At 67.5% G+C, this 21,644-nt stretch carries 22 protein-coding genes and 1 pseudogene; 3 read left to right on the plus strand and 20 right to left on the minus strand.

The genetic code is table 11. The features are described 5' to 3' along the window. Window positions 1-99: 99 nt before the first annotated feature. From Q8O26_RS20340 to Q8O26_RS20360, 5 genes are all read right to left on the minus strand, one after another. The gene (locus tag Q8O26_RS20340; RefSeq protein ID WP_305578990.1) at window positions 100-603 is read right to left on the minus strand and encodes a hypothetical protein; all 504 of its coding nucleotides are present in this window, start codon (window positions 601-603) and stop codon (window positions 100-102) included. Beyond that, window positions 600-1,157 (minus strand): permease, encoded by a 558-nt coding sequence (locus Q8O26_RS20345; protein ID WP_305578992.1) that lies wholly within the window; start codon window positions 1,155-1,157, stop codon window positions 600-602. Before Q8O26_RS20345 ends, Q8O26_RS20340 begins: the two co-directional genes overlap by 4 nt. A 115-nt stretch (window positions 1,158-1,272) precedes the next feature. After that, window positions 1,273-2,352, minus strand: a complete 1,080-nt coding sequence (locus tag Q8O26_RS20350) for a tellurite resistance TerB family protein (protein ID WP_305578994.1) — start codon at window positions 2,350-2,352, stop codon at window positions 1,273-1,275. Window positions 2,353-2,441: 89 nt separating this feature from the next. Beyond that, on the minus strand, window positions 2,442-3,071 hold the full coding sequence (eda, locus tag Q8O26_RS20355) for a bifunctional 4-hydroxy-2-oxoglutarate aldolase/2-dehydro-3-deoxy-phosphogluconate aldolase (protein ID WP_305578996.1): 630 nt from the start codon (window positions 3,069-3,071) through the stop codon (window positions 2,442-2,444). A gap of 80 nt (window positions 3,072-3,151) precedes the next feature. Next, a complete protein-coding gene (locus Q8O26_RS20360; RefSeq protein ID WP_305578998.1) occupies window positions 3,152-3,664 on the minus strand; it encodes an Lrp/AsnC family transcriptional regulator in 513 nt (170 codons plus the stop codon). Between the two features lie 124 nt (window positions 3,665-3,788). Between Q8O26_RS20360 and hppD the strand changes: the two genes are divergently transcribed. Further along, window positions 3,789-4,919 (plus strand): 4-hydroxyphenylpyruvate dioxygenase, encoded by a 1,131-nt coding sequence (gene hppD / locus Q8O26_RS20365; RefSeq protein ID WP_305579000.1) that lies wholly within the window; start codon window positions 3,789-3,791, stop codon window positions 4,917-4,919. A gap of 223 nt (window positions 4,920-5,142) precedes the next feature. Here hppD and Q8O26_RS20370 read toward each other — a convergent pair whose 3' ends face one another. The 12 genes from Q8O26_RS20370 to leuC all read right to left on the minus strand — a co-directional run bounded on the left by Q8O26_RS20370 (window position 5,143) and on the right by leuC (window position 17,510). Beyond that, window positions 5,143-6,144, minus strand: coding sequence for an ABC transporter ATP-binding protein (locus tag Q8O26_RS20370; RefSeq protein ID WP_305579002.1), 1,002 nt, complete (start codon window positions 6,142-6,144; stop codon window positions 5,143-5,145). Beyond that, window positions 6,141-7,124, minus strand: a complete 984-nt coding sequence (locus tag Q8O26_RS20375) for an ABC transporter ATP-binding protein (protein ID WP_305579004.1) — start codon at window positions 7,122-7,124, stop codon at window positions 6,141-6,143. Before Q8O26_RS20375 ends, Q8O26_RS20370 begins: the two co-directional genes overlap by 4 nt. A 6-nt stretch (window positions 7,125-7,130) precedes the next feature. Beyond that, complete coding sequence (locus Q8O26_RS20380; RefSeq protein ID WP_305579006.1) at window positions 7,131-8,087, minus strand: ABC transporter permease; 957 nt, start codon at window positions 8,085-8,087, stop codon at window positions 7,131-7,133. A gap of 8 nt (window positions 8,088-8,095) precedes the next feature. Continuing rightward, a complete protein-coding gene (locus tag Q8O26_RS20385) occupies window positions 8,096-9,079 on the minus strand; it encodes an ABC transporter permease (protein WP_305579031.1) in 984 nt (327 codons plus the stop codon). Between the two features lie 93 nt (window positions 9,080-9,172). Further along, complete coding sequence (locus Q8O26_RS20390; protein WP_305579009.1) at window positions 9,173-10,741, minus strand: ABC transporter substrate-binding protein; 1,569 nt, start codon at window positions 10,739-10,741, stop codon at window positions 9,173-9,175. 174 nt (window positions 10,742-10,915) lie between these two features. Further along, window positions 10,916-11,218, minus strand: a complete 303-nt coding sequence (locus tag Q8O26_RS20395; RefSeq protein ID WP_305579011.1) for a cupin — start codon at window positions 11,216-11,218, stop codon at window positions 10,916-10,918. Continuing rightward, window positions 11,215-11,673: a hypothetical protein gene (locus tag Q8O26_RS20400; protein ID WP_305579013.1), complete on the minus strand. Its 459-nt coding sequence runs from the start codon at window positions 11,671-11,673 to the stop codon at window positions 11,215-11,217. Before Q8O26_RS20400 ends, Q8O26_RS20395 begins: the two co-directional genes overlap by 4 nt. A gap of 146 nt (window positions 11,674-11,819) precedes the next feature. Beyond that, window positions 11,820-13,208 carry a serine hydrolase gene (locus tag Q8O26_RS20405; RefSeq protein ID WP_305579015.1) on the minus strand — a complete coding sequence of 463 codons (1,389 nt, stop codon included), beginning with the start codon at window positions 13,206-13,208 and terminating at the stop codon, window positions 11,820-11,822. Between the two features lie 137 nt (window positions 13,209-13,345). After that, the gene (gene rlmN / locus Q8O26_RS20410) at window positions 13,346-14,605 is read right to left on the minus strand and encodes a 23S rRNA (adenine(2503)-C(2))-methyltransferase RlmN (RefSeq protein ID WP_305579016.1); all 1,260 of its coding nucleotides are present in this window, start codon (window positions 14,603-14,605) and stop codon (window positions 13,346-13,348) included. 77 nt (window positions 14,606-14,682) lie between these two features. Next, window positions 14,683-15,213 (minus strand): hypothetical protein, encoded by a 531-nt coding sequence (locus Q8O26_RS20415; RefSeq protein WP_305579018.1) that lies wholly within the window; start codon window positions 15,211-15,213, stop codon window positions 14,683-14,685. Next, on the minus strand, window positions 15,204-15,752 hold the full coding sequence (locus Q8O26_RS20420) for an invasion associated locus B family protein (protein WP_305579020.1): 549 nt from the start codon (window positions 15,750-15,752) through the stop codon (window positions 15,204-15,206). Before Q8O26_RS20420 ends, Q8O26_RS20415 begins: the two co-directional genes overlap by 10 nt. A gap of 348 nt (window positions 15,753-16,100) precedes the next feature. Further along, window positions 16,101-17,510 carry a 3-isopropylmalate dehydratase large subunit gene (leuC, locus tag Q8O26_RS20425; protein ID WP_305579022.1) on the minus strand — a complete coding sequence of 470 codons (1,410 nt, stop codon included), beginning with the start codon at window positions 17,508-17,510 and terminating at the stop codon, window positions 16,101-16,103. A 185-nt stretch (window positions 17,511-17,695) separates the two neighbouring features. On the opposite strand from leuC, the gene Q8O26_RS20430 reads away from it, so the two are divergent. Next, on the plus strand, window positions 17,696-18,520 hold the full coding sequence (locus tag Q8O26_RS20430; RefSeq protein ID WP_305579024.1) for a triacylglycerol lipase: 825 nt from the start codon (window positions 17,696-17,698) through the stop codon (window positions 18,518-18,520). Here Q8O26_RS20430 and argF read toward each other — a convergent pair. Together argF and Q8O26_RS20440 are read right to left on the minus strand one after the other, a co-directional pair. Beyond that, window positions 18,517-19,434: an ornithine carbamoyltransferase gene (gene argF / locus Q8O26_RS20435; protein WP_305579026.1), complete on the minus strand. Its 918-nt coding sequence runs from the start codon at window positions 19,432-19,434 to the stop codon at window positions 18,517-18,519. The two genes, Q8O26_RS20430 and argF, sit on opposite strands and share 4 nt — an antisense overlap. Continuing rightward, on the minus strand, window positions 19,431-20,627 hold the full coding sequence (locus Q8O26_RS20440) for an aspartate aminotransferase family protein (RefSeq protein WP_305579028.1): 1,197 nt from the start codon (window positions 20,625-20,627) through the stop codon (window positions 19,431-19,433). The genes argF and Q8O26_RS20440 overlap by 4 nt, the downstream gene beginning before the upstream one ends. A 194-nt stretch (window positions 20,628-20,821) precedes the next feature. On the opposite strand from Q8O26_RS20440, the gene Q8O26_RS20445 reads away from it, so the two are divergent. Beyond that, window positions 20,822-21,181, plus strand: a complete 360-nt coding sequence (locus tag Q8O26_RS20445; protein ID WP_305579030.1) for a GcrA family cell cycle regulator — start codon at window positions 20,822-20,824, stop codon at window positions 21,179-21,181. 31 nt (window positions 21,182-21,212) lie between these two features. Here the strand turns inward: Q8O26_RS20445 and Q8O26_RS20450 are convergent. After that, window positions 21,213-21,644: pseudogene (locus Q8O26_RS20450) on the minus strand (complex I NDUFA9 subunit family protein); the annotation flags it as partial.

Raw genomic sequence — 21,644 nt, forward strand, 5'->3', positions numbered from 1 at the left:
CACGGCGACAGTCTGCCATTGCCCTCTTCGCGTCATGCCCGGCCTTGTGCCGGGCATCCACGACTTGCCTAGAGATATGAGAGGCGGGGAGAAGCCTCTCTACCCCCGCCCCGTCAGCAGCATGACGCCCAGCGCGGTGAGGATCGGCAGCGGCAGCGAAGCCGCCACCCGCAGCCAGACGACCCGTGTCGGCATGACCGGCAGTTCCCAGACGATGAGCCTCTGGAAGGCGAAGAGCGCCCAGGCCGTGACATAGGTCATGACGGCGAGATAGCTGGCGCCGCTCTTCAGCGCCGAGGCGCCGATGGCAAAGCCGATCACCGGCCCGCCGGGTGTGATCGCCCCAGCGACGGTCGCCAGCAGCAGGCCCGTGAACCCCGATTCCGGTCCGAGCCAGGATCTCACCACGTCCTGCGGCAGCAGGGCGGCGAGAAACCCCGCCCCGATCACCCCGATGGCGAGGCGCGGGATCAGGTAGAGGAAGTCCAGCACGCCGCTGCGGCTCGCCTCCCGCAGGACCGGCACGCCCTGGCGCCAGGCGAGCAGCGCCAGCACCCCGGCGATCACCCAGAGCGACAGGCTGACGATGAGGGTGGCGCTCATCGCGGCCCTCCGGGCACGATCCGCGCCAGCCAGTGCGCGAGGAGGCCGGCGACGACCGGCAGCGGCAACGAAACGAGCATCCGCGTCGTGACGAAGTCGACGCCGAGGAACGGCGCCTCCCAGATGATCGCCCGGTTGAGGCCGATCAGCGTCCAGCTCGTCACGAAGGCGACGGCGGGACCGACCCCCGCACCGACGGCGAGCAGCGTGCCGGCCAGCGGATAGATGGTGAAGGGCCCGCCCGGCATGATGGCGCCGATGGCCGTGGCGATGACGAGGCCGGTGAGCCCGGAATCCCCGCCGATCCAGCGCGAGACGAATTCGCGCGGCAGCACGGCCGCGACGAAGGCGCCGATGAGACAGCCGGCGAGCACCTTCGGCAGGATGTCGAGGAAAAGCCAGGAATCCTCGGCGAGGATGTGCAGAACGCCCGGCCAGCCGTCGCGGCGATAGACGAGGACAGCGCCGGCGAGCACCAGAGCCAGCACGAACAGCGTCGAGCCGTCGATCAGGTCGCGGGGCTTCTTGGCGGATGGATCAGGCTGCAATGACAAATGCGGGGCCGGGCATGGAGGCGGACGGACCCTGTCGAGGGGTCGAGCCCGACCATAGGGGCCGCTCCGATGCGCCGGAACCATCGCTCCGGCGCATCAGGCGTGCATGGTCCGTTCAGGTCGCGGAAGCCGCCTTGGCCTCGGCGGCCGCCTGGTCGAGATGGGCGACCAGCGGACCCTCGAGACCGAGCAACTGGGCGAAGTCGCGCAGGAACTTCGCCTCGGCTGCGGTATCGACATTCATGCCGAGATGGGCGGCGATATAGGCCTGCGCCTTCATCTCATCGGTGGTGCAGGAGGCGGCGATGATCTTGATGCTCACCGGTGCGGCGAGAACGCCGTCGAGGAAGCTCTTCTCGGCCTGCCCGAGGCCCATCGAATCGAGCTGGCCGACGATCATCGTTCGCTCGTCGGGCGACATTTCACCGTCCGCATAGGCGGCCGCCACCATGGCGCGCAGGAGAATCTCCGCCGTGTCCTCGATCGTGCCGCCGGCCTCGGCATAGCCACCCGGTGCCTGGCCCATGCCGAGAAGCGACGTGACATCGTTGATCGTGCCCTGCACGACGGGCTTGCCCTGCTGGAAGTTGCGCAGCGCCACATAGGCAAGGCCGCCGATCGCCGCGAGGCCACCGACCTGCACCGCCGTCCCGGCGATCTTGCGGCCGGCCCCGGTTCCCAACAGGAGACCCGCCAAGGTTCCCGCGGCCGCGCCCCCGGCGAAGCCACCGGCATTCCTCTGCAGCACATCGGTCGCCTGGCCGAGGAGACCACCGAGGCCGCCGCCGCCGCCACCGCCACCGCCCTGCGTCTGGGCGCCGCGCAGCGTGCCCATCAACTGGTCGAGGAGATTGCCACCGCCGGCCCCGCCGGGCGCGGATCCTCCGACGGCCGGCGGAGCGGCATTGGCAGTCGACGGTGCTCCGCCCTGCGCATTGCGCAGCGCAGCGCCGAGCTGGTCCATCAGACCACCGCCGCTGCCCTGCTGGCCCGCGGCGGGCGCGCCGCCACCGAGGCTGCCGAGCAGTCCGCCGAGCCCTGCGAGACCACCGGGAGCGCCCGCGCCGGACTGTCCGGCGGCGCCAGGCTGGCCGCGCTGCGCCATTTCCGCCAACTGGCCGAGAAGTCCTCCCGCGCCGCCCTGTTGTGTGCCGCCCGCGAGGACGGACGTCAGAATTTTGGAAATGTCGGTCAAAGGTTTTCTCCCTGAAAGCCTGCAGTCACTTATGCATCGGCCTTGATGCAGCAAGTGCGACAAGTGGGCCGATTTGATGTCGCGCCGTTTCAGGGGCGCAGCGAACGCGCCGCCCGCGCCAGAACCGTGATGCGGTCGTAATCGCCCGCCGCCAGCGCGTCGTCCGGCACGATCCACGATCCACCGACCGCCCCGACATTGGCCAGCGCGAGATAGGTCGGCGCCTTCGCCGCATCGATGCCGCCGGTCGGGCAGAAGACCAGCCCGGGCAGCGGTCCCGACAGGCTCTTCAGGAAAGCGGCCCCGCCAGAGGGCTCGGCGGGAAAGAATTTCAGCGCGGTGAAGCCGCGGGCTGCGAGCGCCATGGCCTCGGTGACCGTGGCGCAGCCCGGCAGGACCGGAATAGGAACGGTGGCGAGAGCATCGGCCAGTGCCGGCGGCGTGCCGGGGGAGACGAGGAACCGCGCCCCCGCCGCTGTCGAAACCTGGATGTCCTCCATCCGGGTGATCGTACCGGCGCCGACAAGGGCCTCGGGAACCTCGCGCGCGATCTCGCGGATGGCGTCGAGCGCCTGGGGCGTGCGCAGCGTGACCTCGATGACCGGCAGCCCGCCGGCGACGAGCGCGCGCGCGAGCGGTACCGCCTGCCGCACATCCTTGATGGTGAGAACGGGAATGACGGGAGCGAGGGCGAGCAGCGGGCGGGCGTCGGGGAGCATGGCAGGTCTCCAGGGTGAACCCGGCAGCCCTAGCATCCTCCATCGCCCCGGGTCACCTCCCCCGGGCATGGCGCCACGGCTCATCGGGCCGATGCGACGGCTCCCTGCCCGCCCGGACGCGGCAGCAGCGGCAGCCGGGCCTGGTCCTTAAGCGTCTCCAGCACGATCGACGAGCGCACCCGCGCCACGCTCTCATGCGGCAGCAGTTCCTCGTTGACGAGGATGGAGAGGCCCTTCAGGTCGCGCACCACCAGCTTGAGCAGATAATCGGCGTCCCCCGTCATCGCATGGGCCTCCTGGACCTCCGGCATGGCGCGCACGAGATCGCCGAAGCGCTTCGCGTTCAACCCCGAATGGGTGGCGAGCGACACGAAGATGTAGACCGTCACGCCGAAGCCGAGACGGGCGGCGTCGAGGTCGGCGCGGTAACGGCGGATGAGCCCTTCCTCCTCCAGCCTCTGGCGCCGCCGCGACACCTGGCTGGCCGATAGGCGCACCAGATCGGCGAGTTGCTGGTTGGTTCGTGCGCCATCCTCCTGCAAGGCGTAGAGCAGGCGCAGGTCGAAGCCGTCAACCGAGACACTTTCGTTCATCTCACGAGACAATCATGCATGGTTCGTGCAGACAAGAGGCCAAGACGCCCGATCTTCTCACGCCCCTTGCGCCGCGATTGCACGATACTCGTCATCGACATCGACCCAGCCAGAGGATGATTCCATGGGCCCGTTCCCCCACGAAGCCCCGCCCGCCGCGATCAGCGATCAGAACCCGATGGGCACCGACGGCTTCGAATTCGTCGAGTTCGCCCACCCCGATCCGGCGGCGCTGAAGACGGTGCTCTCCCTGATGGGATTCCAGGCCGTCGCGCGCCACCGCTCCAAGGACGTCACGCTGTTCCGCCAGGGCGACGTGAACTACATCGTCAACGCCGAGCCCGACAGCTTCGCCGCGGCCTTCGCCGCCGAGCACGGGCCCTGCGCCTGTGCCATGGCCTTCCGGGTCACGGACGCGAAATATGCCTATGAGCGGGCCATCGCGCTCGGCGCCGAGCCCTATATCGGCAAGGTCGGGCCGATGGAGCTCTCCATTCCCGCGGTCAAGGGCATCGGCGGCTCGCTGCTCTATTTCGTCGACCGCTACGGCGACAAGGGTTCGATCTACGACGTCGACTTCGTCTGGACCGCCGAACGCGACCCGCATCCCGAGCAGGCCGGCCTCTACTACCTCGACCACCTGACTCACAACGTCCACCGCGGCCGCATGGACCATTGGGCCGGCTGGTACGAGAAGCTCTTCAACTTCCGCGAGATCCGCTTCTTCAACATCGAGGGCAAGCTCACCGGCCTGATCTCCCGCGCCCTCACTTCGCCCTGCGGCAAGATCCGCATCCCGATCAACGAGAGCCTCGACGACAAGAGCCAGATCGAGGAATATCTCAAGGAATACAAGGGCGAGGGCATCCAGCACATCGCCTGCGGCTCGCGCGACATCTATGCCACCGTCGAGGCGCTTCGCTCCAACGGCCTGCCCTTCATGCCGTCGCCGCCCGCCACCTACTACGAGAAGATCGATGCCCGCGTGCCCGGCCACGGCGAGCCGGTCGATCGCATGAAGGCCACCGGCATCCTCATCGACGGCGAAGGGGCGGTCGCCATCGGCGAGAAGGAGGGCCGCATGTCGCGCGTCCTGCTGCAGATCTTTTCCGGCACCGTGCTGGGCCCGATCTTCTTCGAGTTCATCCAGCGCAAGGGCGACGACGGCTTCGGCGAGGGCAATTTCCGCGCCCTTTTCGAGTCCATCGAGGAGGACCAGATCCGCCGCGGCGTCATCGGCGGCAAGGCGGCGTGAGGGCCGCCGAGGCGCCATGTTGGGATTATTGTCCTTGACAGCGCAACGCTGGTGAGCTAGAATTCCCACATGTTCGACATCTGCGCCCTGGCCGTCCTCAAGCAAGTCGTGGATGCCCGGGCCCGACCCGGGCAACCACGCCTTGAACAACACTCTTGCAGATACGCGCCATTGATCAGCGCGACGGGCGAGAGCCGAGATCAGGCTTGATGCCTGATGGGCGTCACGCCGCCAGCCGACCCTCGGTGACGGCGTGGCAGGCGACTGTCCCGTAGGCATCCGTCACCGCTGCCGGCACCTCGCTGCGGCAACGGCCGTTGGCAAGCGGGCAGCGCGGGTTGAACGGACAGCCCGGCGGCGGCGTGATCGGATTGGGGATCTCGCCGAGCACGGGCTTGCGCGCGCGGCCCGTCATGTCGAGGTCCGGAACGGCGTCCAGCAGCATGCGCGTATAGGGATGGCGCGGTGCCGCGAAGAGCTGCCGGCCCGGTGCCACCTCGACCAGGCGGCCGAGATACATGACGCCGATCCGCGTCGCCATGTGCCGGACCACCGCAAGATTGTGCGAGATGAACAGGTAGGTCAGGCCGAACTCGTCCTGCAGGTCGCGCATCAGGTTGAGGATCTGCGCCTGAACCGAGACGTCGAGCGCCGAGGTCGGCTCGTCGCAGACGATGAATTCCGGACGCGAGGCGAGCGCCCGGGCGATGGCGACGCGCTGGCGCTGGCCGCCGGAGAACTCGTGCGGATATTTCACCCCGTCGGCGGGATCGAGGCCGACCGTCTTCAGGAGCCGTCCGACCTCCGCCTCGATGGCGCGTGAATCGCTCGTCAGTCCGAAGGCCCGGATCGGCTCGGCAACGATGCGGTCGACCCGCCAGCGTGGGTTGAGCGACGCGAAGGGCGACTGGAAGATCATCTGGATCTTGGCGCGCAGGGCCTTCCGCCGGACGGGATCGTCGGTCTTGGCCATGTCGACGCCCTCGATCACCACCGAGCCGGCGGAAGGAGGGAGCAGGCCGACGACCATGTTGGCGACGGTGGACTTGCCCGATCCGGATTCGCCCACCAGCGCGAATGTCTCGCGACGCCCGATGGTGAAGGACACGTCCTGGACGGCGCGCAGCAGCCGGCGCTCCTCGCGCTCCAGCACGCGGTTGAGCCAGGGCTTCGACACGTCGAAGGTCCGGGACAGGTTGCGGACGGTGACGAGAGGCTCGCTCATGCGGCTTTCTCCGCGCCGTCGGCATAGAGCCAGCAGGCGACCTCGGTGGTGCCGACCGGCATGGGTTCCGGCCGCTCCGTGAGGCAGCGGGCGAAGACCTTCGGGCAGCGCGGATTGAAGGCGCAGCCCTGCGGAATGGCGGTGAGCCGCGGCATGGAGCCGGGGATCTGCACCAGCCGGTCGGAGGTGGCGTCCAGCGACGGTATCGAGCCCATCAGCCCTTCCGTATAGGGATGGCGGGCGCGCTTGATGACATCCTGCACCGGGCCGATCTCGGCGATGCGCCCGGCATACATGACGGCGACGCGATCGGCCGTCTCGGCGATCACGCCCATGTCGTGGGTGATCAGCATGACGGCGGTGCCGTGCTCCTTGCAGAGGTTCTTCAGCAGCGTGATGATCTGCGCCTGCACCGAGACGTCGAGGGCGGTCGTCGGCTCGTCGGCGATGACCAGTTCCGGCTCGGCGCAAAGCGCCAGCGCCAGCACGACACGCTGGCGCATGCCGCCGGAGAACTGGTGCGGATAGGCGTCGATCCGCTTGTCGGGGGCGGGGATGCCGACCTCGGTGAGAAGCTCGATGGCACGGGTCCGCGCCTGGGCATTCGTCAGGCGGGTATGGGTCTGGATCGTCTCGATGAGCTGCTCGCCGACCGTGTAGAGCGGATTGAGCGAGGTCAGCGGATCCTGGAACACCATGCCGATCCGCTTGCCGCGGATGCGCCGCATCGCTTCCGGGGCGAGATTGTCGATCCGCTCGCCCTTGAGCCAGATCTCGCCGCCAGCGATGCGGCCCGGCGGCTCCAGAAGGCCGATGACGGCGGCACCGGTCATGGACTTGCCGGCGCCGGATTCACCGACGACACCGACGACCTCGCCGGGAGCGATGTCGAAGGAGATGCGGTCGACGGCGGTCAGCGTGCCGTGGCGGGTGGGAAACTGGACCACGAGGTCACGGACGGAGAGGACGGGAGCAGTCATCGCGGCTCACCTCAGCTTCGGGTTGAGGGCATCGCGCAGCCAGTCGCCGAGCAGGTTGATGGACAGCGCCAGCAGCACCAGCGCCAGCGCCGGGAAGAACAGGATCCACCACTCGCCCGAGAACAGATATTGCTGGCCGAAGCGGATCAGCGTGCCGAGCGAGGGCTGGGTCGCGGGAACGCCGACGCCGAGGAAGGACAGCGTCGCCTCCTCGATGATGGCGAGCGCCAGGTTGATGGTGGCGATCACCAGGACCGGCCCGGTGACGTTCGGCAGGATGTGGCGCACCATGATGAACAGCGCCGGGCGGCCCATGACGCGGGCGGCCTGCACATATTCCTTGTTGCGCTCGACCATGGTGGAGCCGCGCACCGTGCGCGCATATTGCGCCCAGTTCGACAGGCCGATGGCGACGATCAGCACCCAGATCGCCATCTGCTCGTGCTGCGAGGGCGGGATGAGGCCGCGCGCCACGCCGAAGAACAACAGCGCGATGAGGATGGCCGGAAACGACAGCTGGATGTCGGCGACGCGCATGATGATGGCATCGGTCCGCCCGCCGACATAGCCGGCGATGAGCCCGAGGCCCACCCCCATCACCACCGAGAAGGCGACGGAGGAAAAGCCGACGAAAAGCGAGACGCGCGAGCCGTAGAGGATGGCCGAGAACAGGTCGCGACCCTGGTTGTCGGTACCGAGGACATAGACCGTGTTGGTGCCCATGCCCGCTTCGCCGGGCTTGGTATAGGCGTCGAGCAGGTTGAGCGAGGCGGGGTCGAAGGCGTTCTGCGGAGCGATCCAGTTGGCGCCGAGCGAGGCTGCCAGCAGGATCACCGTCATCGCCGCGGCGACCATCGCCACCGGCGAATGACGGAAGCTCCAGGCGAGGTCGGAAGCCCAGGCGCGTGCCAGGCGGGCCTTGAGGGTGATGCGCGGCTTCGGCGTGTCGTCGATGATGGTCATGACGGGCCTCAATGCGCCGACGCCGGGCCCGCGCCGCGCAGGCGAGGGTCGAGCGCGAAATAGAGAATGTCGACCACGAGATTGGTGACCACGAAGACGAAGGCGACGAACATCAGGTAGGCGGCCATGACCGGAATATCGACGAACTGGACGGCCTGCACGAAGAGCGCGCCGAGGCCGGGCCACTGGAAGACGCTCTCGGTGACGATGGCGAAGGCGATGACGCCGCCGAGCTGCAGGCCGGCGATGGTCATCACCGGAACCATCGTGTTCTTCAGGGCGTGGCGGAACCAGATGGTGCGCTCGGGGACGCCGCGGGCACGGGCGAACTTGACGTAATCCGTGCGCATCGTCTCGAGCATCTCCGAGCGGACGAGGCGCATGATCAGGGTGAGCTGGTAGAAGCCGAGGGTGAGGACCGGCATGACCAGCGATTTCAGGCCCGACGTGGTCAGCAGGCCGGTCGACCACCAGCCGATCTTCACCACGTCGCCGCGCCCGAACGAAGGAAGCCAGCGCAGCTCCACGGCAAACAGCCAGATCAGACCGATGCCGATCAGAAAGGTCGGCAGCGACACTCCGATCAGCGAGACGGACAGGATCATGTGGGACAGGAAGCCGTTCCTGTGGATGGCGGTGTAGACGCCGAGCGCGATCCCGACGACGAGGGCGAAGAGCGCCGACAGGAGCGCGAGCTCGACGGTGGCCGGCAGCCTCTCGGCCAGCAGGTCTGCGACGGGCCGACCCTGGCGATAGCTGACCCCGAACTGCAGCTGGGCGGCATTGGAGACGAAACGGGCGAACTGGATCGGGAATGGATCCATCAGGCCGAGATCGCGGGCGAGTTGCTCGCGATCCTGGAGCGTCGCCTCCTGTCCCACCAGATTGGAGACCGGGTCGCCGATGAAGCGGAACATCGAAAAGGCCACCAGCGCGACGGCCAGCATGACCAGGACCGCCTGGGCGAGACTCTTGACGACATAGGCGATCATGAAGGGCGACCGGTTGACGCGGAATTCGAGAATGAAAAGCAGCAAGGCCCCTTCCCATTTGCGGGAAAGGGCCTCGCCGTCATGTCGGGCAGATCAGGAGCCGGCGAAGCGGAACAGCTTGAACCAGGCGCCCGCATCCGGATGCACCGGCACATCGATGCCGCCGCGCGCCGCGTGGCTGATCGACTGCATGTGCAGCGGGATGTAGATGGCCTGGTCGCGCAGCTGCTTCTGGATGTCGGCGAGTTCGGCATTGCGGCGGGGAACGTCCGCCATGGTCTGCAGGGCCAGCATCCGCGCATCCAGGGCCGGGTTGGAATAGCGCGTGCCGTTCCAGGTGCCGTTGTTGGCGGTGCGGGTATGGTAGAGGAACGTCAGGATATATTCCGCGTCATAGGTCGGGATGCCCCAACCGACGAGGAAGAAGTCCAGTTCCTGGCGCTGCAGCTCGGGGAAGTGCTGGGCCGCCGGCTTCGCCACCATGTTGGTGCGGATGCCGATCTGGCCGAGCATGGCGACGACCGCCTGGCAGATGTTCTCGTCCGAGACGTAGCGGTTGTTGGTGCACTGGAGCGTCACCGAGAAGCGCGTGTTGCCCTCGGCGGCCCGGCGGGGATAGCCGGCCTCGTCGAGCGCGCGGTTGGCCGCGGCAGGGTCGAAGCGCGGGATGGCGGCGAGTTCGGCCGAGTAGCCCGAGATGAAGGGCGAGCCGATATAGCCGATGGGCTGGCCCTGGCCGCGCATGACGACGCGGGTGATGGCCTCGCGGTTGACCGCGATGTTGATGGCGTTGCGGACCCGCACGTCGGCGAAGGGGTTCTTGCCCTTGATGTCCGAGGACTTCAGCTCGGCATCGCCGACGTTGAAGCCGAGGAAGATGACGCGGTTCTCGGGGCCCGTCGTGACGCGGATGCCCTGGCTCTGCTGCAGGCGCGCGATGTCCTGCACCGGCACGTCATGCACCACGTCGACCTCGCCGGAGAGCAGCGCCGCGATGCGCGTGGCGTCCTGCTGGATCGGCACGACGATCAGCTCGGTCACCTGCATCGGGAACTGGCCCTTGCCCCAGTAGCCGGGGAACTGGCGCATCACCGTGCGCACGTCCGGCTCGCGCGAGACGAGGGTGAAGGGGCCGGTGCCCATGGCGTTGCGGGTGGCGCCGTTCTCGGCCCGCTCGCGGATGTTCTGCGGCTCGAGGGCGTTGTTCTTTTCCGCCCAGGCCTTGGACATCATGAAGATGTTGGTGAGGTTCTCGACCAGGAGCGGGTTCGGCGCCTTGGTCTTGATCCGGATCGTGCTCGCGTCGACCTGGGTGACGCTGTCGATCGAGGTCAGCAGGCCGCGATAGTCGGAGGTCGGCTTGCGGGCACGGTCGAAGGAGAAGATGGCGTCCTCGGCCGTGAAGTCCGAACCGTCGTGGAACTTGACGCCCTGGCGGAGCTTGAACTCCCACACCGTCGGATCGTCGGGGAGAATGCGCCACTCGGTGGCGAGGGTCGCCACCAGCTTGCCGTCATAGCCGCGGATCACCAGCGGCTCGTAGATCTGGTGGACGAGATTCGACGTCGGGCCGATATTCGCCGACATCGGATCGAGGGTCTGGGCATCGACCGAGCGCGCCCACCGGACGGTCCGCGCTTCCACGGTCGTCACGAATGTCACGGCCGCAATCATAGCGCCCGCAAGGAGCTTCAATCCAAAACGCATGGTTCACCTCTCTGGAGAGTGCCGGTTCTCGGACCGGTTTCTGCAGATGATGATAGACAGCGCGGCCCGGGCTGTCACCGCCAAGTCACGGACGAAATGTCGCGTTGACAGCCGGGGTTCCCGCTGAAGTCAGGACGGCTTGATCTCGATCTCGATGAAGGCGAAGTCGCGGCCGGTGATGTTGACGATGTTGTGGTTCACGCCTTCCTTGCGGAAATAGGGCTCGTTGGTCTTCATCTCGTATTCGCCGGAGGTTCCGTCACCGAGTTCGGCGATCAGCCTGCCGTCGGAGAGCGGCACGACCACGTAATCCCAGCCGTGGGTGTGCCAGCCGGTCTCGGCGCCGTCGGAGAAGTTCCAGCGCGTCACCTTGACCTTGTCGTTGTCGATGAGGACTTGCGGGTCGGCGGGAGGACGGCAGGTGAAGGTCATGGATGGGTCCTTTCGATGCGCTGCAGGCCGGCGCTGCGGCCGGCGACGAGCCAGTAGACGAAACCGCCGGCAAGGCCCGCCACCACCGCCACGACGACTTTCGTGACGGTGATGGCGGGTTCATCGCCGAGGATGGGATCGGGGGCCTCCTGCGGCGCGCGGGCATAGACCCACGCGAGGGAGGCGACGGCCCCCAGGAGACCGACGCCGAGATGAAAGGCAAGCGCCCGCCAGCGCATGGCTTCGGCGACGAACTGGATGAGCAGCAGCGGCCAGAACAATCCGGCGGCCAGGAACGTGTAGAAGCCGATGGCCATGGCGCCGGCGACCAGATCCGGCATCCGGCCCTGGTTGAGATCGAAGACGACGACGATGGCCGCCGCGAGCGCCAGGGCCAGCAGGAATCCGGCTGCGACGCGCAGGAGGCGCAGGGCATAGAAGACGAAGCGATTCATGGCCGCGAGGGTAGTCGCCGCCGGCCGCGCGCGATAGCGGCCAGCGGCATGCCCGCCGTGCTCGGCGGGGCATGAAGGGCGCCCCCTCCCCGCCGGGGAGAGGCGCCTGTCGCGATGCCCCGCCCGGCCGAACCGGCCGGGTGCCCTTACCGCACCACCGCCCCGTAGATCAGGTTCTTGAACAGCATGCGCGTATGCACGCGGTTCGAAGGGCCCTGCGCCATGATGATGCCGACGATGCCCTCGCGCGGATCGATGGTGAAACTCGTGCCCCAGGCGCCCGCCCACATGGCATCACCGGTGGAGCCCGGCGCCACCGCGAACCCGTCCTGCCGGCGAACGGCGAAGCCGAGGCCGAAGCCGTAGCCGGGACCGGTCGAGGCGGCCGTGGATCCGCCCATGCCGATCAGGTGGTCGGCCAGCATGAACTCGACCCATTTTGTCGACAAAAGCCTGCGGCCCTCGAACTGGCCGCCGTTGAGGATCATCTGCGCGAACTTGAAATAGTCCTCGGCGGTCGAGACCATGCCGGCACCGCCCTTGAAATACTGGCCGTGATCGGCCGGGTTCTCGAAGATGCGGTAGGAGGTCAGCATGTCAGCCTTGGCGGGGTCGGAATCGAGCGCCTCGGCGAGGCGTGACCGGCGGCTCTCCGGCACGAACCAGGCGGTGTCGCGCATCTCCAGCGGGTCGAGGATCATCTCCTTGATCAGCACGTCGAGCCGCTTGCCGGTGACCCTTTCGAGCAGCAGGCCGAGCACGTCCGTCGAGATCGAATAATGGAAGGCCGTGGCCGGCTGGTGAACGAGCGGGATCTGGCCGAGACGGCGCAGCATCTCGTCGCCGGTGATGTTGGCCGTCCGCCCTTCGATGTTCTGGTCGTCGAGCAACTGCTTGATGCGTGCGGACCGCTCCGAACCGGCATAGGTGAAGCCCGCGGTATGGCGCAGCAGGTCCTGCACGGTGATGGGCCGCGCCAGCGCCACGTCCTCGGTCGCGGTGGTGCCGTCGGCATTGCGCCGCTCGACCTGCACCTTCAGGTCCTTGAGTTCGGTGAGCCAGGTGGCGATCGGGTCGGAGAGCTTCATCCGACCCTGTTCGATCAGCATCACCGCCGCCGCCGAGACGATCGGCTTGGTCATCGAGGCCAGCATGAAGATCGTGTCGCGCGTCATCGGCTGCGTCTTGGCCGCATCGCGGAAGCCATGCGCCTCGAAATGGATGATGCGACCCCGCCGAGCGATGAGGGTCACGGCGCCCGGGAACATGGCGCGGTCGGCCTGTTCGCGCATGACCGGACCGATGCGCGCCAGCCGCTCGCGCGAGAAGCCCATCACGGTCTCCTCGCCGCGGCCGCGGCGGCCCTCACGGTCGAGGCGGCCCTGACCGCGATCGTCGCGCTCGAAGCGCCCGCCTTGTCCGGGACCCTGTCCGGGGCCGGACTGGGCGAAAACAGGCAAGGCCGTGGCGGCAAGGCAGGAAAGAGCCAGGGCGAAGGCCCCGGCCCGTAAGGGCGGCAGTCCTTGGAACGGCATGGGATCCTCCCGGGATCATGGTGGGCTCGGCCGGTCTTGTGTCGCCGGTTGTCGAAAGCTCACCACCCACCCGGGGGAGGGTCAAGCGCGCGCCTGCCGCGGCTGCCGCGCTTCATGCGCATGCGCGGGAGATGGGCTCAGTCCACCATGCTCATGGCGCGGAAGGCATCCTGCTCGGCCTTGGACATCAGCACCGCCTTGTCCTTGGCGCGCAGGCGCTCGGTCTCGCTCTTGAGCTGGCCGCAGGCGGCGAGGATGTCGCGGCCGCGCGGGGTGCGCACCGGCGAGGAATAGCCGGCCTCGAAGACCACCTCGGAGAAGCGCTCGATCTGCTCCCAGTCCGAGCACTCATACCTGGAGCCCGGCCAGGGGTTGAACGGGATCAGGTTGATCTTGGCGGGGATGCCCTTCAGGAGCCGCACCAGCCGCCGCGCGTCGTCGATGGAATCGTTGACGCCCTTCAGCATCACATATTCGAAGGTGATGCGGCGGGCATTGGAGGCCCCGGGATAATCGCGGCAGGCGTCGAGCAGTTCGGCGATCGGATATTTGCGGTTCAGCGGCACGAGTTCGTCGCGCAGGTCGTCGCGCACCGCATGCAGGGAGATGGCGAGGGCGACGCCCGTATCGGCGCCGACACGGCCGATCTCCGGCACGACGCCCGAGGTCGACAGCGTCACGCGGCGCTTGGAGAACTGCAGGCCGTCCGGGTCGAGCAGGGTGAGGAGCGCCCCGGTGACGTTCTCGACATTGTAGAGCGGCTCGCCCATGCCCATGAACACGATGTTGGTGACGAAGCGTCCGCCGCCCGTCGGCACGAAGGCGCCCTCCGGCGGCTTAGCTCCCGGCCAGTCGCCGAGCTGGTCGCGGGCGACGATCACCTGCGCCACGATCTCGGCGGCGGTGAGATTTCGGACCAGCTTCTGCGTACCCGTATGGCAGAAGGAGCAGGTCAGCGTGCAGCCGACCTGGCTGGAGATGCAGAGCGTGCCGCGGTCGCGGGTCGGGATATAGACCGTCTCGATCTCGTGCCACTTCTCGCCCGCCATGGTCGGCGGGATGCGCATGAGCCACTTGCGGGTGCCGTCCTGCGACACCTGTTCGGCGACGACTTCCGGCCGGTCCAGCGTATAGGCCTCCGCAAGGGTGGCACGCAGTTGCTTGGAGACGTTGGACATCTCCTCGAAGGTCTTGGCCCCGCGCTGGTAGATCCAGCCCCAGAGCTGGGAGACGCGCATCCGCGCTTCGCGGCCCTCGATGCCGATGGCGGTCAGCGCCGCCTTCAGGTCGTCACGTCCCATGCCGACGAGCGAAGGCTTCGCAGGCAAGGCGCGGGTGTCGGAGGCCGCAGCGGCCTTCACGACGGGGGTGGCATTCGCGGGATCGGGCGTCGGCATCGGGTCGGGTTTCCTAGCAAGCGCGGGCCTATAGCACGAAAGACGCGCTTCACGCAGCCTTTCGCGGGCCATTGGCGTCAACTGGTCGTATGGGGGTCGGCGCATTCCCGGCGCGCCCGCGCCAGAGCCTCGGCGAACCCTGCGAGAGCATAGGTGTCGATGGTTTCCTCCCCGAGGACCGACATCGACCGGATCTGCACCAGGGCATTGCCGCGCATCGCCGCGACCAGACGGGTCTCGTCGGCCAGATCCTTGATCCAGGCCCCGGCCGGATCGCCCTGGAGCGCGAAGGTTTCGTCACCGACCTCAAAGGCCGATCCGCCGCTCGCCTCGAAGCCGAACTCGACGGAGAATTCGTCGCGCACCTGGTCGGTCGGTCGCGTCGTGACGAAGACGAAGGCGGGGCCTCTCACCGCCCCTTCCGGCCGCCGCGTCTGCGGCGCGGCAGCGGCATAGCAGAGCTTGCCGCGATCGGTCTCGGCGACGATGACTGACCAGTCGGCATGGCGGGCGACGATGCGGGTGGTTCCGCTCGGCCGGTCTTCGGCCGCGGCGAGGCCGATGCTGCAGGCGAGCGTCAGGAGGGCGCCTGCCGCCCTCAGCGGCATTCCTGCGCCACGCGGTCGAGCGCCTGGGCGAGACCGTTGAGCGAATAGGTATCCGTCGTCACATTGCCGCGGCCCGACGTCGCCCTGACGGTGAGTTGCGAACCGCCGCGCATCGCCTGGACGAGACGGCCCTCCTCGGCGGCGTTCTTGATCCAGGCACCGTTGGCCTGGGTGTAGAGGGCGAAATTGGCGGTGCCGATCGTTGCCGTAGCGTCACCGCGCAGCGGGAAGCCGAGGGTCAGCGAGACCTCGTTGCGGACGTTTTCGCCGGGCCGCGAGGTGAGGAAGAAGAAGGCGGGGTCGCGCTGCAGATTGGCCGGCGCGCGGGTCTTGGGCTGCGAGGCGGCGTAGCAGACCTTGCCGCGCTGGGTGCCTGAGGTGAAGACGCCCCAGTCGCCGAACTGGGCCACTGCAGAACCCTGCTGGGCGCCACCGGCGCCGGCGGCGGGACGGGTCGCCTGCGCCAGCGCACCGGCACTGGTGACGGCAAGGGCGACGACCGAGAAGGCCAGGACGGAGAGGATTCTGTTGCAGCGCATCGCAATACTCGGCTCTGGAAACGGGCGAACGGGAACGACGGCCCCGCCGGACTTGCCCCTTAGGTGTCGAAGATCAGGGTAAACAGGAGGTTAATTCGCGGGCAAATCCATAGCGAATAGCCCTTCGAACAGCATTTCCCGGCTCTGACGTCGCTCCCCAAGCGGTAATGTACGGCCAAACCCGGCAAGACTAGGGCGGAGGCCAGCCTCGGCCCGGTGCGCGTGAGTCGCGCCATGGACCGACCAGCACCCGTCCGTCAGCGACGCGCATGGAAAAACGGCCATGCCGGCATCGACGGCCGGCTTCACCCGGGACAGAGCCAGCCCGGGTGATCCGGTCCGAAGGCGTCAGCCCCAGGTCCTGATGTCGACGAAGTGCCCTTCGATCGCCGCCGCCGCCGCCATGATCGGCGAAACGAGATGGGTGCGGCCCTTGTAGCCCTGCCGGCCCTCGAAATTGCGGTTCGAGGTCGAGGCGCAGCGCTCGCCCGGCTGCAACCGGTCGGGGTTCATGGCGAGGCACATGGAGCAGCCCGCCTCGCGCCATTCGAAACCAGCGGCGATGAAGATCTTGTCGAGGCCTTCCTGCTCGGCCTGTTCCTTCACCAGGCCGGAGCCCGGCACGATCATCGCCGAGACCGTGGAGGCCACCTTCTTGTCACGGACGACGCGGGCGACCTCGCGCAGGTCCTCGATGCGCGAATTGGTGCAGGAGCCGATGAACACCTTGTCGAGGCGGATGTCGGTGATCCTGGTGCCCGGCTTGAGGTCCATGTAGTCGAGCGCGCGCCACTTGGAGCTGCGCTTGTTCTCGTCGTCGATCTCGTCGGGGTTCGGCACGACGCCGGCGATGGAGATGACGTCCTCCGGGCTGGTGCCCCAGGTGACGATCGGCGGCAGGGCATTGGCATCGAGCACCACGGTGCGGTCGAAATGGGCGCCGTCCTCGGTGAAGAGCGCTTCCCAGTACTTCTGCGCCATGTCCCAGGCCATGCCCTTGGGCGCCTTCGGCTTGCCCTTGAGATAGGCGTAGGTCTTCTCGTCCGGGGCGATCAGGCCGGCGCGGGCGCCGCCCTCGATCGACATGTTGCAGATGGTCATGCGGCCTTCCATCGACAGCGCGCTGATCGCCTCGCCGGCATATTCGATGACCGAGCCGGTGCCGCCGGCCGTGCCGATCTCGCCGATGATGGCGAGGATGATGTCCTTCGCAGTGACGCCGTCCTTCAGCTGCCCGTCGACGCGGACGAGCATGTTCTTCGCCTTCTTCTGGATCAGCGTCTGGGTGGCGAGCACATGCTCGACCTCCGAGGTGCCGATGCCATGGGCGAGCGCACCGAAGGCGCCGTGGGTCGAGGTGTGGCTGTCGCCGCAGACGATGGTCGTGCCCGGCAGGGTGAAGCCCTGCTCCGGCCCGATGACGTGGACGATGCCCTGGCGGATGTCGGCGGCATCGTAATACTCGATGCCGAAATCCCTGGCGTTCTTCGCGAGGGCCTCCACCTGGGTGCGGCTCTCCTCGTCCTTGATGCCGAACTTGCGGTCAGGCGTCGTGGCGATGTTGTGGTCGACGACGGCCAGCGTCTTCTGCGGCGCCCGCACCTTGCGGCCGGTCGTGCGCAGACCCTCGAAGGCCTGCGGGCTCGTCACCTCATGGACAAGATGACGGTCGATATAGAGCAGGCAGGTGCCATCGTCCTGCGTTTCGACCACATGGTCGTCCCAGATCTTGTCGTATAGCGTACGCGGCGCGGCCATGGCGGACCTCCCGATCAAAAATGCTGGCGGGTCTCATAGCCTTGAATGGTTCCGGAGAGAAGAGGCGTCAAGGCGGAAGCATGACAGGGGAGCGGCAACGCGGGCCGGTCGGCGGAACCGGGATCCGTTCGGACGCCTTGCCGCTGCCGAGCCGATCGACGCATGACCCGCCAGGGAGAGAGCCGATGACGACGACGCCGACGCGCCGGGCCCGGAGCCTCCCGCCCTCTTCCCCAGAGATCCCGCCACCGCCGCTGCGCTATCTCGCGATGGAAATGCGGTCCGCCGTGGAACTGGCGGAACTGGCCCTCCGGCACAGAACACTCAGCGAAGCCCCGCGTGGGGATGGCCATCCCGTTCTCGTCCTGCCCGGCCTGATGTCGTCCGACCTGGCGACGCTGCCGATGCGGCGCTTTCTGACCGACCGGGGCTATGCGGCCTATGGCTGGGGCTTCGGCATGAACCTCGGCCTGCGCGGCACGCTGGAGGCCGATCTCGCGGATCTGCTCGGCGCCATCGCCGCGCGCCATGGCCGCAAGGTCAGCCTCGTCGGCATCAGCCTCGGCGGTATCTATGCGCGCCAGCTCGCCAAGGTCCTTCCGCATCTGGCGCGTTCGGTCGTCACGCTCGGCAGTCCCTTCGCCGGCAGTCCCCGGTCGACCCGTGGCTGGCGCGTCTATGAATGGGCCTGCGGCCAGTCCGTCGACACCCGCGACGAGCACATGGGCGGACCGGTCCGCCCGCCGCCGCCCGTCCCGACCACGGCCATCTACAGCCGGACCGACGGCATCTGCGCCTGGCAGAGCTGTGTCGAGCCGGACGGACCGATGTCGGAGAGCATCGAGGTGACCGGCAGCCATATCGGCCTGCCGCACAATCTTCAGGTCCTTCGGGTGCTGGCCGACCGTCTCGCCCAGCGCGAAGGCGAATTCACGCCCTATCAGGCCGCAGGTCCGGCCGCCGAAGGTCCATTGCACCGGCATGCGGAGACCGGCGCCCCGGCGCGCTAGACCCCGAAGCACCAGGCCAGCACGCCCTTCTGCGCGTGCAGGCGGTTCTCGGCCTCGTCGAAGACCACCGACTGCGGGCCGTCCATGACCTCGTCGGTGACCTCCTCGCCGCGATGGGCGGGCAGGCAATGCATGAAGATGGCGTCGGAATTGGCCGCGCTCATCAACTGCTTGTTGACCTGATAGGCCTTGAGGAGGTTGTGGCGGCGCCCGGCATCCTCGTCGCCCATCGACACCCAGCAATCTGTCACGATGCAGTCCGCATGGTCGGCGGCCTGGTAGGGATCGGAGGTCCAGGTCACGTCGCCGCCCTCGCGCTGGGCTGCGGCGATGACCTCGCGGCGGGGCGCCAGATCCTCGGGCGTCGCGATGTTGAGCTTGAAGCCGAAGCGCGGCGCGGCCTGGATCCAGGAGGCGAGCACGTTGTTGGTGTCGCCGGCCCAGGCCACCGTCTTGCCGCGGATCGGGCCCTTCTTCTCCTCGAAGGTCATGATGTCAGCCATGATCTGGCAGGGATGCGACAGCTTGGTCAGGCCGTTGATGACCGGCACCGTCGCCGCCTCGGCCAGTTCGCGCACCGCATTGTGGTCGAGCATGCGGATCATGATGGCGTCGACATAGCGCGACAGCACCTTGGCGGTGTCCGAGATGGTCTCGCCGCGGCCGAGCTGCATCTCCGCCCCGGTGAGCATGATCGTCTCGCCGCCGAGTTCCCGCATGCCCACGTCGAAGGAGACGCGGGTGCGGGTCGAGGGCCGCTCGAAGATCATCGCCAGCACCTTGCCGGCGAGCGGGCGACCGGCCGCGGGCGTGCGGCGCACGCTCTTCAGCGCACTGGCCTTCTGCAAAATGGCTTTCAGCTCGGCCCCGCCGAAATCGGCGAGGTCGACGAAATGACGCGGCGCATGGGTCACTCGGCCGCTCCCTTGACCATCTGCGCCTCGAGACTGACGGCCGCCTTGTCGAGCATGCCGACCGCCAGGTCGATCTCCGCATCGGAGACGACCAGCGGCGGAATCAGACGGATGACATTGTCGCCCGCCGGCACCACCAGCAGTCCCGCACGCCGCGCCTCGGCCGTCACGTCGCCGTTGGGGACGACGCATTTGAGGCCGGTGAGGAGGCCTGCACCGCGCACGCCCTCGAAGACCTTCGGATGCTGGTCGACGAGGCCGGCGAGCTTCTGCTTGAACAGCAGGGCCTTGCGCTGCACCTCCTCGAGGAAGCCGGGCGCGAGGATGACGTCGAGCACGGCATTGCCGACCGCCGCCGCCAGCGGATTGCCGCCGAAGGTCGTGCCGTGCGTGCCGGGCGTGAACACCGCGGCGCATTTCTCCACCGCCAGCACGGCCCCCATCGGGAAGCCGCCGCCGATGCCCTTGGCGATCGCCATGATGTCGGGGGTGACCCCCGCCCATTCATGGGCGAAGAGCTTGCCGGTACGCCCGACGCCGGTCTGCACCTCGTCGAAGATCAGCAGCAGCCCGTGGGTGTCGCAGAGTTCGCGCAGATAGCGCAGTTCCTCGTTCGGCACTTCGCGCAGGCCGCCCTCGCCCTGGATCGGCTCGATCATCAGCGCCGCGGTATCCGGGCTGATCATCGCCTCCAGCGCCTCATGGTCGCCGAACGGCACCTGGTCGAAGCCCTCGACCTTGGGGCCGAAACCCTCCAGATATTTCTTCTGGCCGCCGGCGGCGATGGTCGCCAGAGTCCGGCCGTGGAAGGCGCCCTCGAAGGTGATGATGCGGTAACGGTTCTCCTCGCCGCGGACGGCGTGGTACTTGCGAGCCATCTTGATGGCGCCCTCGTTGGCTTCCGCGCCCGAATTGCAGAACAGCACCGAGTCCGCGAAGGTCGCATCGATCAGCCGCTTCGCCAGCCGCTCGGCCTCCGGCACATTGTGCAGGTTGGAGACGTGCCAGAGCTTCTGGGCCTGCTGCACCAGCGCATCGACCAGATGGGGATGCGAATGTCCCAGGGAATTGACCGCGATACCGGCGCCGAAATCGAGGACTCGTCGCCCGTCCGCCGTCACCAGCCAGCAGCCCTCGCCCCGCTCGAAGGCGAGGTCGGCCCGGGCATAGGTGGGCATGATGGCGGAAACCATGGCTCTCCCTGAGGCAAACCCTTAAGGGTTTCGAGGAAAGCGGCAGACTATGTTCCTTCTTTTCCGGCCTGTCAACGAAGCCAGGGCTGACTTGCTCCTTGTGGAAAACTCTTGTTTGACTCGGACCCCATCACCCCACTATCTTGTGGTCCGACAGGGGTTCAAACCACTAGATACAGGGGCAAGGAGGGGTTATGGCCTGGACAGAGGAGACGATCGGCGAATTGGCGCGCCTGTGGGCGCAAGGTCTGCCGACCAGTGAAATTGGCCGACGCATCGGCATGTCGAAGAATGCCGTGGTTGGCAAGGCGCACCGTTTGGGTCTGAGCGGGCGACCGTCGCCGATCAAGCGGGCCGCCCCCGAGCAGCCGCAGCCGCCCAAGGTGGTGCCGTTCGGAACACGCGGCGGCTGTTCCTGGCCCATCGGCGATCCCAGGAAGGACGACTTCCATTTCTGCAGCGAATCCGCCGTGCCCGGCAAACCCTACTGCCAGAAGCATGCGCAGATCGCCTATATCGCGCCCAGGAACCACAAGGCGGAAGACGCGGCTTAGATATCGACCCTCAGGCGCCGGGCGGGCCAAACTAAATGGAGCGCAGCGACCGGCGCGAGCTTGGCTGATGACGCGATAAATAGCTGGGGACGATGGCTTCCGGCGCCGTCGGCTTGATGCCGAGATCGGCCAGACCGGGATACTGGCCCGAGGGCAGATTGTCCTTCTGCAGCAGCTTCATCTGATCGGGCGTCAGCGGCGGATTGGGCAGAAATTGCAGGAACAGGGCCTGAATCTTCCCGACAATGGGCGGCAGGGGCAGGATCAGGACGCAGCGTCTGATCGCCGTCGACACCATTTCCATCACCTCCTTCAAATGCATCGGGCGCGGCCCGGCGATCTCAAAGATGCGGCCCCGGGCCTCGGGCTTGTCCAGCACGGCCAGGATGGCATCGGCCAGATCGCCGACATAGACCGGCTGAAAGGCGGCCCCGCCCGAGCCGAACAGATCGAAGCCGAATTC

The sequence above is a fragment of the Phreatobacter sp. genome, assembly GCF_030691135.1.
GTDB lineage: Bacteria > Pseudomonadota > Alphaproteobacteria > Rhizobiales > Phreatobacteraceae > Phreatobacter.